This window comes from Pedobacter sp. PACM 27299 (genome assembly GCF_001412655.1).
Taxonomy (GTDB): domain Bacteria; phylum Bacteroidota; class Bacteroidia; order Sphingobacteriales; family Sphingobacteriaceae; genus Pedobacter.
The window spans coordinates 1,640,639-1,654,346 of sequence record NZ_CP012996.1 but is presented as its reverse complement, the minus strand read 5'-3'; the positions used below and the strand labels follow the sequence as shown (position 1 = coordinate 1,654,346).

7 protein-coding genes are annotated in these 13,708 nt (G+C 39.7%); 4 read left to right on the top strand and 3 right to left on the bottom strand.

Annotated features, from left to right (window positions below; genetic code table 11):
• Positions 1-445 precede the first annotated feature (445 nt).
• Both AQ505_RS07090 and AQ505_RS07085 read left to right on the top strand, forming a co-directional pair.
• Positions 446-4,312 (top strand): TIM-barrel domain-containing protein, encoded by a 3,867-nt coding sequence (locus AQ505_RS07090; RefSeq protein ID WP_062547535.1) that lies wholly within the window; start codon positions 446-448, stop codon positions 4,310-4,312.
• A gap of 147 nt (positions 4,313-4,459) precedes the next feature.
• Positions 4,460-5,818 (top strand): hypothetical protein, encoded by a 1,359-nt coding sequence (locus AQ505_RS07085; RefSeq protein WP_062547534.1) that lies wholly within the window; start codon positions 4,460-4,462, stop codon positions 5,816-5,818.
• 13 nt (positions 5,819-5,831) lie between these two features.
• On the opposite strand, the gene AQ505_RS07080 is transcribed toward AQ505_RS07085, so the two are convergent.
• The gene (locus AQ505_RS07080; protein WP_062547533.1) at positions 5,832-6,305 is read right to left on the bottom strand and encodes a 3'-5' exonuclease; all 474 of its coding nucleotides are present in this window, start codon (positions 6,303-6,305) and stop codon (positions 5,832-5,834) included.
• A 180-nt stretch (positions 6,306-6,485) separates the two neighbouring features.
• Here AQ505_RS07080 and AQ505_RS07075 point away from each other — a divergent pair, with 180 nt between their 5' ends.
• Positions 6,486-7,265 (top strand): DUF4846 domain-containing protein, encoded by a 780-nt coding sequence (locus AQ505_RS07075; RefSeq protein ID WP_062547532.1) that lies wholly within the window; start codon positions 6,486-6,488, stop codon positions 7,263-7,265.
• Positions 7,266-7,419: 154 nt separating this feature from the next.
• On the opposite strand, the gene AQ505_RS07070 is transcribed toward AQ505_RS07075, so the two are convergent.
• Positions 7,420-10,623, bottom strand: a complete 3,204-nt coding sequence (locus AQ505_RS07070) for a TonB-dependent receptor (protein WP_082461438.1) — start codon at positions 10,621-10,623, stop codon at positions 7,420-7,422.
• Between the two features lie 227 nt (positions 10,624-10,850).
• Between AQ505_RS07070 and AQ505_RS07065 the strand changes: the two genes are divergently transcribed.
• The gene (locus AQ505_RS07065; RefSeq protein ID WP_062547530.1) at positions 10,851-11,216 is read left to right on the top strand and encodes a DUF1801 domain-containing protein; all 366 of its coding nucleotides are present in this window, start codon (positions 10,851-10,853) and stop codon (positions 11,214-11,216) included.
• A gap of 42 nt (positions 11,217-11,258) precedes the next feature.
• Here the strand turns inward: AQ505_RS07065 and AQ505_RS07060 are convergent, their stop codons facing one another.
• Positions 11,259-13,148: a DUF3472 domain-containing protein gene (locus AQ505_RS07060; protein ID WP_231635034.1), complete on the bottom strand. Its 1,890-nt coding sequence runs from the start codon at positions 13,146-13,148 to the stop codon at positions 11,259-11,261.
• Between the last annotated feature and the right edge of the window lie 560 nt (positions 13,149-13,708).

Sequence of the window (13,708 nt, the reverse complement as noted above, 5' to 3'; positions counted from 1 at the left end):
TACTTCTTTTCGACAGTTATACCTTCATTTGAAAACTAGACCTTCTTTTCGATTAGTGTGCCTTAATTTCCAGGCACACTAATCGAATTACGCTTTGATATTTCATTTATATTCAAAGCTTCCCTTCTGTGATTGCACATTTCTTGTTAAATTTCATTCCAGGTCAACCTATTCCCATTCTGCTATTCAGCAGCGCCAAAAAAACGTTTTACTATAAATCATTTCGCTAAAATTGCGTAACATCCCTCGCCTTTCTATTCGAAAAACCGCCTTCCCATTGCCAATTTCCTAATTTACACTTATAAATAATACAATTTTTCAAAAGCAAAAACCAATAGATAATTTCTATATTGGCGGCTTCAACTAAAACTTCCGGGAGAATGCCTGACTGAACAATTTAGGTTTTGTTCTTAGCACCTGTCCGGGAAGATTTATAACACACATTATGAAGAAAACATTTTGGAGTTCTAAACCTCAAAACACAGCTTTGCTCGCCTTAGCTTTCCCATTACTGATTTCCCAACTTCATGCCGGGGCAGTACCACAAACCAATACCTTTCAACAGGTTGTACAGAAAGAACATAAAATCATCAGCGCACGGAAGGTTAGTCCGACAATGATTGAGGTCTTATTTTCTGACAACCAGCGTTTGACTTTAGATTTCTACGGGGATCAGATTTTCAGGCTTTTCCAGGACAATGCTGGTGGCGTGATGAGAGATCCGGTAGCCAAGCCTGAGGCAAAAATTCTGGTAGAAAATCCAAGAAGGCCAGTTGCAAAACTAGACCTAAAAGATGAAAACAACCTGATTACGATTGCTACCGACAAAATTTCGGTGCAGATAGATAAAAACACGACCCTGTTAAAAATTGTCAACCTGAGTACCAATGCGGTGGTTCTGGAAGAAGCAGCCCCTGTTCGTTTTGATAAGAATGAAGTGGTGCTGACCTTTAAGGAAGCCCCAAAAGAGTATTTCTACGGTGGTGGGGTACAGAACGGTCGTTTTTCTCATAAAGGAAAAGCGATTGCTATAGAAAACCAGAACAGCTGGACGGATGGCGGAGTAGCCTCTCCTACACCTTATTACTGGTCTTCGAACGGTTATGGCCTTTTATGGCATACCTTCAAAAAAGGCAAATATGACTTCGGTGCCAAAGAAAAAGGTACAATAAAGTTATCACATGATACCGATTACCTGGATGTGTTTTTGATGGCAGGCGATGGCGCAGTTCCGCTTTTAAACGACTTCTATCAGCTGACTGGAAATCCAGTATTGTTACCGAAATTCGGTTTTTACCAGGGGCATTTAAATGCCTATAACCGCGATTTCTGGAAAGCAGATGAAAGAGGGATGCTGTTTGAAGATGGCAAACACTATAAAGAGAGTCAGAAAGACAATGGCGGTATCAAGGAATCCTTGAACGGGGAGAAAAACAACTACCAGTTTTCTGCACGTGCCGTGATCGATCGTTACAAAAAGAACGACATGCCTTTTGGCTGGCTGCTTCCAAATGATGGTTATGGTGCTGGATATGGCCAGACAGAAACTTTAGACGGGAACATTCAAAACCTGAAAAGCTTAGGCGACTACGCCCGCAAAAATGGTGTAGAGATCGGTTTATGGACACAATCAGACCTTCATCCTAAACCAGAAGTGAGCGCTTTACTACAAAGAGATATTTTAAAGGAAGTAAAAGAAGCGGGTGTTCGCGTACTGAAAACAGACGTAGCTTGGGTAGGTGCCGGTTATTCCTTCGGACTAAATGGTGTGGCTGATGTTGCTCAGATCATGAGCAAATACGGCAATGATGCCAGACCGTTCATCATCTCTTTAGATGGCTGGGCAGGTACGCAGCGTTATGCGGGCATTTGGTCTGGTGATCAGACTGGTGGAGTTTGGGAATACATTCGTTTCCATATCCCTACTTATTTAGGTTCTGGATTGTCAGGACAGCCAAACATTACTTCCGATGTGGATGGTATTTTTGGCGGTAAAAACATGGCCGTTAATATCAGGGACTTCCAATGGAAAACGTTTACGCCAATGCAATTGAACATGGATGGATGGGGATCAAATGAAAAATATCCGCATGCCTTAGGTGAACCAGCTACTTCGATTAACCGCAACTATTTAAAGCTGAAATCGGAATTGATGCCTTATGCTTACAGCATTGCCAGAGCAGCAGTTTCAGGCTTACCGATGATCAGAGCGATGTTCCTGGAATATCCGAATGCTTATACTCAAGGTAAGGCCACGCAATACCAGTTTTTATATGGTCCGAATTTCTTAATCGCCCCTATTTATCAGGCTACAAAATCTGATGAGAAAGGCAATGACATTCGTAATGGCATTTACCTACCTGAAGGTTCCTGGATTGATTATTTTTCTGGAGAAAAATATGCAGGAAATAGTATCATCAACAGCTTTGAGGCTCCGATTTGGAAATTGCCGGTATTCATTAAAAATGGGGCCATTATTCCATTGACCAATCCAAACAACAATGTCACAGAGATCAACAAAGGAAATCGAATTTATGAGCTCTATCCTGCTGGAAAAAGTGCATTCACAGAATATGACGATGACGGAACTACCGAACAATATAAACTGGGTAAAGGTGCATCCAGCTTAATCGAGTCGGAAGTAGATAAAAAGAACCGTGCAACCGTAACGATCCACCCCACAAAAGGTGATTTCGATGGTTTTGTAAAAACGAAAACGACAGAACTTAGAATCAACGTTTCTCAAAAACCTAAAAAGGTATTGGTAAAAGTTGGCCAGAATAAAATCAAGTTAACTGAAGTAAATTCGATGGCTGAATTCTTAAGTAAAGAGAATGTATATTTCTACGATGCAGCTCCAAACTTGAATAAATTTGCGACTAAAGGAACTGATTTTGAACAGGTAGCGATCACAAAAAACCCACAGGTACTGATTAAAGTAAGTGCTACAGACATTACGGAAAATCTGGTTGTGGCAACGGTTGAAGGCTTCAAATATGAGCCGGCAGATCAATTGCGCATCTCTACAGGTGCTTTAACTGCTCCGGTAAATGCTGTAGTGACCGATAAAAATAAGGAAGCTTATACCTTGAAGCCAACCTGGTCGAAAGTGAATCATGCAGATTACTATGAAATTGATTTCAATGACATGCATTACACGACGATCAAAGACACTTCATTGTTATTTGATGGTTTAACTGCTGAAACTCCTTATGCTTTTAAATTGCGTGCGGTAAATAAAGATGGGCAATCTGCCTGGACAGAATTTAGCGCCACTACCAAATCTAACCCACTGGAATTTGCAATCCAAGGTATTGTTGCTAAATCAACAGCCGCAGATCAGGAAGGATCTGAAATCGAGCAGTTATTCGATTTTGATGAAGGTAATACCTGGCATACGAAATGGGGCGTAAATGCGTTGCCATTTGAAATGGTGATGGACTTAAAAACCATCAATCAACTGGATAAATTCCATTACTTACCTCGTTCAGGAAGAGGAAATGGCATCATCCTGAAAGGCCAGGTGTTCTTCAGCAATGACAAAGAAAACTGGACTCCGGCAGGTGATTTTACATGGGCGAACACAGATGAAGTGAAGGTCTTTAACTTCCCTACGCATCCATCTGCACGTTACCTCAAAATGGCGGTGACAGAAGGTGTTGGTGGTTTTGGTTCTGGTAGAGAATTGTATGTATTCAAAGTTGCTGGAACAGAGAGTTACTTACCTGGAGACATCAACAACGACCGTTTGGTGGATAGAAATGATTTGACTTCGTATATGAACTACACTGGTTTGAGACAAGGTGATGGTGATTTCGAAGGTTATATCAGCAATGGTGACATCAACAAAAATGGCTTGATCGACTCTTATGACATCTCATTGGTAGCGACCAGAATTGACGGTGGGGTGAATGACAGTAAAATTGATAAGCTTGCTGGTAAGCTGAGCATCAGCACTGCTAAACCAAGCTATAATAAAGATGAAATCATTGAGGTCAAAGTGAAAGGTACGAACCTTAAATCTGTAAATGCTTTAAGTTTTGCCTTGCCATACGATGCAGCTGATTATGAGTTTGTAAGTATTCAACCAACAAATGTGAAGCAAATGGAAAACATGACTTACGACAGGCTGCATACAAACGGTAAAAAAGCCCTTTATCCGACCTTTGTAAACTTAGGTCAGAAAGATGCTTTAAATGGCACGACAGAGCTGTTTATCATCAAGCTGAAAGCCAAACGTAAAGTGAAATTTGACATTAAAGCCATTGATGGTATTTTGGTTGATAAAAACTTGAACAGCGTTACTTTTTAAGCTTATAAATTCATAAGCAACCTTTATGAATCAGGCCCTAGAATTTTGACTACTCATCAAAGTTCTGGGGCCTTTTTTATGTATCAAGAATTTTATAATATGGGTTACCTAATCTGTAATTCCGTATAAATTGAAAAGACCATCATTATGCTGCGCTCCGATCAATTTAAGCCACTCACCACCTTACCCTTTCTCTTTTGCCTGTTGCTGCTTTTAATTAATGATTTTTACCTAAAAGGAGCTTTTCATAATACGCTGACAGGTAAGTTATCTGATTTCTGTGGCTTGTTTATCTTCCCAATTTTCTGGTCGGTCTTTTTTCCTAAACGTAAACTCGCTATATTTCTACTGACCGGACTATTATTTATGGTTTGGAAAAGCGAATATTCGACTTCCTTCATCGAATTTTTCAGTGCTTATTGCTTTCCCATTCAGCGCGTCGTTGATCATACTGACATTATCGCTTTGATCGTGCTGCCACTGGCTTGGTACAGTTTAAACCGATCTAAATGGAGCTTTAAGCTTAGCCCTTCCTTTATATCATTGCTGGCATTTTTTGCATTTTGTGCGAGCAGCGTGCCCAGATATCATCAAAGTTTCAATCAGCCACAGTATGTGCTTTTTAAATCCAGTAAATTACCGGATTCCATGTATTATGATGGGGATTTTGCAGTTTACCATTTCGACTCCTTATTGGTGGTGGAGGTGAAAGAATTACTGACGACCAGAAGACCGATAGTAGCAGACGATCACCATAAGAACATCGTTATAAACCAGTTGGAAGAGACCGTTCGCAATAGCATACAGGGTATTGAAGGCCTGATGCCCCCCGGAAGGATCAGCTACCTCCGTATTAAAACATCACATTATATAGACTTCTTAAGGTTTAAAGGTGGGCGATTGGATGGTAAATTTATCAGGCTAAATGGCCAGCAGGTATTAATTGAAGGCTATTATAAGAGTGGAATTGAAGATTCTGTTTGGACTTATCAGGATGCTAAGAAAAAGCTCCTCACTAAAAAGACTTTTGTTAAGGGAGAAACTACCCAAATTCAGCAGTTCAAAGCTGGTAAGCTGATCGATACCAGGAAGCCTGATACGCGTGGAGATGTGATCACCATAAAATATGTTCAGCTGGTGATATTGGTGTTGATGATCGTTTTGATGATCGTACTGGTTGTAAAGAATTACCGTAAAACTTATCCGGAAACACTGCAGATGAAACTGGTTTGGAAATGGGTTTTATGCTTTACACTTCCCATTTCAGTTTGGCTGGTACAGATGGGGATTTCAGTTTTCATTACCAATCATTATTCGATACCGCTTAGCTTTGTCATTAACTTCATCCTCATTTACCTGTATACGCTTCCGCTTTTTCTACTGATCATTTTCTGGATTAAATTAAGAATGAAAATCGATATACTTTGGTATGTTTTGTTATTCGCTTTCCTATCCGCATTCTTTCTAGAATACCTCATGCTGATGGAATTATCTTCTGGAGTATAAAAACCTCAGGAGCTTATTTGTTTAAATGCATTTTATACAATTCGGCACAGGCCAATGCATCGCTCAACGCATCATGATGGTTCAATGGAATCCGATATTCCTGACACAAAGCCGCTAACTTTTGTTTGTAAATTTTATAGGTGCACTGTTTATCATATACCGGCTGTGCGATCTGGTAATAATCCAGGGTCTGCGCCAGGCAGCTGAAATCAAAAGCACCATTATGCGCCACCACCGTTTGTCCGTCAATAAATGAAGAAATCTCCCTCCATACTGCTGAAAAATTCGGAGATCTGCGTGTACGTTCAGGAGTGATCCCATGTACTTCAATATTCCTGTAGAAATAGATGTTATCTGGCGGACAAACTAACCTATTAATCGTTTCTTTAACGATTCCATTTTCAACGCGTACCAGACCTACCTGACAAATACTCCAGCGTTTACCATGAGCAGTTTCAAAATCAATTGCTGTAAAATTGTGTTCCATAATTTGCGGTCTTAGTGATCAGATCAAGTATTGCTGATCTTAAAAGATTTCTCCCCAAATATAGGTTCAATATTTAGCCATTTTCCCAGGGTCTTATCGTTTTCAACAAAAAAACTTAACTTCCTGTATTTCAAATTGGGTTTTCGATCTTTATCAACTCATCAGCGATTTTATAAAAGAATGAAGATACCAGCGCTTTGTACGATCTTAACTTTTCTATTGATACCCGTCTTTGCTCAGCAAGTACGAAATATCGCCGGTCCGGCAAATTTCAAGCGCTTGAAATCTGAATCTGGATCATTTTCCTACTGGCTGCAACACCAAAAGCTTAAGAAAGACCCTACTGTATATCTTTACAATGGTCAGAAAAAACGGAATCAGCAGGCACAGTATGCGGTAATAGACATCAGTATTGGGACAAAGGATTTACAGCAATGTGCCGATGCGGTGATCCGCCTTTACGCAGAATGGCAATATTCAAAAAAACAATACTCAAAAATCATGTTCCTGGCTACTGATGGAACGCCTATGGACTATGCTTCCTGGCGAAAGGGTTATCGATTTACACTGCAAGGGGAAAAATTGAAGAAGGTAAAATCCAGGGGTATTTCTGAGCAGCGAACTGATTTTGAGGACTACCTGCAAACCGTATTTACCTACGCAGGTACCTTATCCTTAAGCAAACAACTAAAGCGGGTAGCTTCTCCAGATGATATTCTTCCAGGGGATGTATTTCTGCAAGGAGGATCGCCTGGTCATGCGGTCATTGTAATGGATTTAGCAATAAATACTGCCGGTGAACGGCGTTTTCTACTAGCGCAAAGTTATATGCCTGCACAAAATATTCACATCCTCAAAAATCCGAGATCCATTGCCCCTTGGTATAGCAATAAATTCCGGACGGAGCTGGTGACACCAGAATGGGTTTTTCAGGCTGGTACGCTATATCGCTGGCCTTAAAACTTCATTAACCAGTATTCATTTGATCCAATACCAGATAATTTTTTTAAATATAAAAAGGGTCCAGAATTAATTCTGGACCCTTTTTATATTTAAGGGGATTTTTAATGATTCCACCTATTTCTTTTTCAATTTTGGCATAGCCAATCCCTGATTAAAATCCGTATCTCAAACCGATTTGAAATTGGTATGGATTACCTGAAGGATTCACAATACCCGAATTATTCACTTTATAATTGAATGATCTTGTTGCCGAATCGTAATTTGGAATTGCAGGAATTGCTGGAGTAGTAGGTGTAGCTTTTACCTCTGCCTTTCCATTTAAAGCATACAATGACTGATTACCCATCGACTCATTTACACCCCATTTTTTCTTCAATAAGTTGGCAAAGTTGAAGATATCGCAGGAAACATCTATCGCATGTGACTTATAGACTTTAAACTTCTTGCTTACTCTAACATCTACCACACCAAAGAATTCATTGACACCACCATTACGCTGAGCAATTTTACCTGAGTATTCCATGATATAATCTTTCAAACTTTGGCTGGCAAGTGGGTTGTCTAATATTGCTTGCAGACCTGTGCGAACATTCTGAGGAACAGCTTGGTTATTTCTGTCGAAAACATAAGCCAAATCATTACTAGCTACAAAATCGCCATTGTTGTTCACACCTGATAGCAAGCTGTAACGAGTACCACCGATTCCAGAATAGCGAACACCAACAGTTACTCCATAAAAAGTTGGAAGTGTACCGTAGATCACTACTTTATTTCTAAACTGACCATCGGAATAAGTCATGTGGCTTAAATCTCTTGGATCATCTTTCACAGGCAATGATAGGGTCGCAGAGTTTGCCACATTACCATTGTAAGAAGTATTGTCTTTTGCATCATTCCATGTAAAACTAGCAGAGATTTCACCATCTTTAAAGTATCTCCAGGTTGCATCAAGCACTACTGCAAACTGGTTTACTTTACCTTCACTATTTAACTCCAGAACGCGGCCAAATTTATTGCTGATACGACCTTGTTTCCAATCTGGTGAACCATTGCTCGGCATTTCAGGTACAAACACACCACGATTATCTTCATTCGGCAAAGTAAAGAATGGTTTTGCAACCATGTTTCTATCTACATACATATAGTTGTTGCGCCCTAAACTTGCATAACCAGTAATTCCAACTTTTAACCTGTCGCTGATCAATTTACTATAGGACAAATTGGCTTTATAGACCACAGGTATTTTAGCATCTGGTCCATAGGTATTAATAGTTGGCAGCTGCAATGATTCTAATGTTGGTGCAGTAGCGGTACCATTTCTGTAACCAATAAAATTAGGCTGTGGAACATTGTTATTGATGACATCTACTGTTGCTAAATGCGTTCCATCAAAGGTCAAGTTATTAATGGTAACATAATTATTGACATCAGACCCGAAGATCCCTGCCCCAAAACGAAGAAAATCAGTTCTATTTTCATTGATATCCCAGTTAAATTGAACTCTAGGCTGAATTAAGAATTGTTTCAGTTTATGATCAGTCCTTACCCCTACTTCATTCAATAAAGTTTGGTTCAATGGTGATGTTGGATAAGCACTGTAATCTAAACGTAAACCACCAACAAAATCGAGACCTCGGGCTAATTTTGTTTGCATCTGTCCATATACTGCGGTATTCCAGATTCCGGCTTTCACTGTTGGGTCTGCCACTAATGGTACTTCACGATAATATCTGTTTGGAAGCAGGTTCGCAAAATTTTCAAGTGAGGTACCAGCGTCATTATTGGTATATTCAAATCTTCCATTCACTTCACTTCCATAAAGCGATTTTGCATGGGTGTACATGATGTCAACGCCAAATGTATATTTAACTTTTTCCGTATTGTAGTACAAGTTATCTACCAATTGGAAAACATTATTGGTAAAGCCCTCTTGTCCAAAACGGTGACCACCAATTTGTATAGCTGTACTTGCACTTGTCCCATCAGACAATTTAGAAGGGATATTACCCACCACTGCCCTTGGAATAGCAAAGCCAAGTTCATCGTTTTGTGTACTTGCCTGGTAAGTATACAAATGCTGTACTTTCAACTCGTTGGTCAGCTTGCTGCTGATGGTAGAACGTAAAGTAGCCAATAAGCTATTGTCTACATTTTTATCATTACCATAACTTTCATAAAAGTTAATCGCGGTATTGTCACCTAAACCTAATGGATTTCTGTCGTTGGTATAGTTATCACGAACAGTTAATAGGTTTTTATCATTGATCTGCCAATCGATACGGGCAAATGCAGCATCAGAACCACGTGTTCTGTCGAATGTACCATACTGTGGTGTATTCGCTACGCCATATTTTGAACGCGCGATGCTCAAGAAATTCTCCAGAGTAGCATCGGTAATTCTAAATCTCGCTTCATCAGCAGGGCCATTAATGTCAGCAATAATTAATGGACGGGAATCTTTCTGATGATCCAATCCTACAAAATAGTGCAGTTTATCTTTAATAATTGGTCCACCTAAAGTAAAGCCATACTGATAAGTAGAGAAGTCGTTGTTACGTTTCACCCCTCTAATGTCATAAGGACTAGATAGCCAGTCTGCTCTTCCATACATGAATGCGCTGCCGGAAACGGTATTGGTACCTGATTTGGTTACCGCTGTAACGGTACCACCACCAGCTCTGCCTAAAGTGACATCATACTGATTAGTCACTACCTTAAATTCACGAACTGCTTCAATAGAGATGGAGTAAGGTGCGCCACTACGACTGGTGGTACTTCCTGATGAGGTTGGATTTTTAGCAGTCATCCCGTCAATTGTAAAATTGGTAGAAGAAGCCAACTGTCCAGCAATCCCGTTACCACGACTTAAAGGAGATAAGTCCATTAAGTTGGAGAAGTTACGACCGTTTACAGGCAATTGGTTCATCGTTTTAGCAGATATTTCCGTCGATGCTCCAAAGTTCTGAACCTTATTTTTTAGACCTGAAGCCACTACTTCTACACCCTTCAAATCCTGTGAGGCTTCATGCATTTCTATAGACACTCTTGCTGCATCACCAAAGTTTAGTGAGGCAAGTGTTCTGGTTTGCTCTGCAAACCCCATAAAAGTCGATGTAATTGAATATGGGCCACCTAAAGGAAGCTCCTGGAAAGTATATTCTCCTTTAGCATTAGTAGAAGTTCGGCTGCTGAAACCTGTGGAGGTATTCTTCACCTGAACCGAAGCACCTGGAATTGGCTTCTTCAATTGATCCGTAACAGTACCAAAAATAGAGGCTTGGGTTGTTTGTGCAAAAAGGGAATATTGAGCACAAAAACATAGCAGCAATACTGAAAATAGTAGTTTTCTTACCATAATTAATTTGAGATTTTTTATGGTACGAAGATGTTGCTAGCGTATTAATTGAACTTTGATTCTAAATCAATAAATGATTATGAAATGTGGATTTTATAAGCCAATGTTAAAATAAGAACTACTCCGGAATTAAACCGTAAATAAAAATACGATGATAAAAAATTCCTGATTGCCTGCTCTTATTGTCGTAAATTACCTCATAATAAACCCTTTAATTCCATACGCTTATGGTACATGAACTTCAAAACTACTACCTGGATAAAAAAGAGCCTAACAAAAGTTGTCTGCTGGCTTTACGAAGCATTATTCTTGAACAGGATAATGAAATTACTGAAACACGCAAATATGGAATGCCTTGCTTCTGCTATAAAAAGAAGATGTTTTGCTATTTGTGGACGGATAAAAAAACGGAAGAACCCTATATTCTGATGGTAGAAGGGAAACACCTGAACCACCCTAAACTGGAAAAAGGTGAGCGTTCCCGGATGAAGATTTTCCGGGTTAATCCAATCAAAGATCTACCTATCAAAACAATCCAAAGCATTTTACAAAATGCTTTGGATTTGTATCGAAATGGAACTATAACAGCCTGAAGTATCTCCAGGCTGCCAGCTAAATATTAAAGAATTTTGAAGTTATTGCGCTATTAGCTTAAATTTCTGAGCATTCGAAGTGTTGGAAGTGTTGATCTGTATTTTTGTTCCGTTTGCGGTTGATCCTCCGTTCACATCCAGAGACTTATTGGTACCGACTAGTGATTTTATATTCAAATAACCTCCGCCTGCACTTTCAATAGTCCATTTCTGAGAATTCCCATTATTGAAAGTATACACCTGCACCTTAGTTCCGTCCGCACTTGAACCCGTATATACATCCAATACCTTTGTCGTGTCTGCTACAGATTTGAATACATAAGCGCTGCCCACTTTTCTAGCCATGAACTTTTGATTGTTAGAAGTTGGGTTATTATTTGACCATAAAGTAACCGGTGTTTCATTTACCGGAGCATAGCTATTCACATCTATAACACTGGTATTATTTACTGCGGAAACTATTTTATAAATCCCACCATTGGTAAGTTCAAAATAATCGGCTAGTGCCTGATCCACCCGGTCAGACAAAGTAGATAATATAACTGTAGGAGGTATAGATAAAAGTGGCAGGGCATTCGAAACCGTCTTGATGGTTGGGGTGTAACCACCGCTGGACATATAGAATCTGACCGAATTTAATGGAGAGATCCCTTGTTCAAAATCAACTCTTTGTCCCACAGCACCATCGGTATTACTATAAGAAACCTTATTCAGGTTTACCCAATTGCCGGAAGCACTTTCTTTAGCCCAGGAATTAAAATATTCTGCTTCTCTGCGGACCTGTCCGTTTCTATGTCCGAAGTTCTCCAGAAAAGAATAGAACCCATCAAAATACCGCTGATCTTTTGGGGCACGCCAGGTGGCGATATAATTCCAGGTAGTTTGTCCTTCCAGCTTAAACCAGGCCGATAGCAAGACAGAATTGTTGCTTTCTGGTCTCACATTCATGAGGAAAGAAACCACTTGATTGGTCTGCCAGTTTGCATTAATATACGTCTGCCCACCGGTGCCTTCTCCTCCAAATCCATTACTGGTCACATTCGAACCTTTGGCTACAAGACTCACATTATCTGCGGCAGTATGATTCGGATCGTTTTGCGCATCTGCACTGTCCCACACCGAAAACAATACCCTGCGCTCTGTTGGCGAATTGGTCTGGATTCCCAGGTATCCCCTATAGAAACCTATGGACATATAGAAAGTATATAGAGGATCTTTACCTGCCGGGACCATTACATCCTGATAAAGCCAGTTGTAAGATTTAACGGTGCTTGCGGTAGAGCTAAAGCTGAGATGTACCGATGGAGAACTTTGATAATCGGTTTGATTTACTTTTGAGTTGGTCTGTAACGCTTTAAATATTAGGTTATGAATGGTAACGGAATTATTAGGAGCAGACAAAGGCTTCAACTCATAACGATAATAACCAGTTGTTGATGCCACCACTTTGAAAGCGGTGCTCAGGTTAACGGCTCCTGTACCATTTAAAGTAATAGATGCTGAGCTTGGTGTTATGGCCAGTCCAGCATAACATGGTGAGATCTTTACTTCATAATTTAAACTTACTCCGTTAGTAACGGTGTTCTCAATAGAAAAATTATACTCCCCGGCAATTTGATAAAGGTAATATACGACACTACGGGATTGATTGGTCCAGTTTGATACTACCCCAAAATTTTCGGGATAGCCTACCGGAACAGAAACTCCTACCGCATTATCATTTTGTTCAAATGGTTCCGCGTAGGCTTTGTTTGCAGGGATCACGAAGGTCATTGCATCTGCCGGCACGGTGCTGACCGCAGATTTGTTAACGGAAAGTTTAGATTTTTCATCTGGAGGCAGGGTTGCTTTCGTACAGGATGATAATGAAAATCCAAAGGCCACAATCGCTAAGGCGATGATGAAGTTAGAGGCGCATTTTTTTTTGTTCATTGGTTGGTTTTTTAGGTTTGATTAAATGATGAATTAGGACTTTCATCCTCTTAACCTAATTTATCGACAAAGTTGCGCCATATTGAAAATAACACTGCGCAAACGATTGACTAACAGCCAAATCTAGGATTACCACCAACAAATAAAGGGCTATTTTGAGAAATATAGATTCACACAACCAAAAATAAACACTAATCACTAGTGCTGAAATACTTACAGGTAAATTTTATCCTATCAGCTTTAGCGGATTTTTAAATTATAAATTTGGTAGCAAAACAACCAGACTCTTCGTATTTATAGTGACACAGTAATTTTGCCTTATCTTTCAGGGGGCTAAGCGGATGTCATGATCTTATCCATCCTGAATTCCTATAGCGAGCTTGGTGTATGATTTGGGTGTAGCTAATTATTAAATGTTTATTTTGGAAATCATCAACAACAAGCATAATGTTTAAATTATTAGAGAACACCTCATACAACATGCCGAATTCGATGATGAAAATCTAAGGCTGATCTTTGGCAAGTTCAAACTTATTAAGACAAAAAGAAATCAGATACAC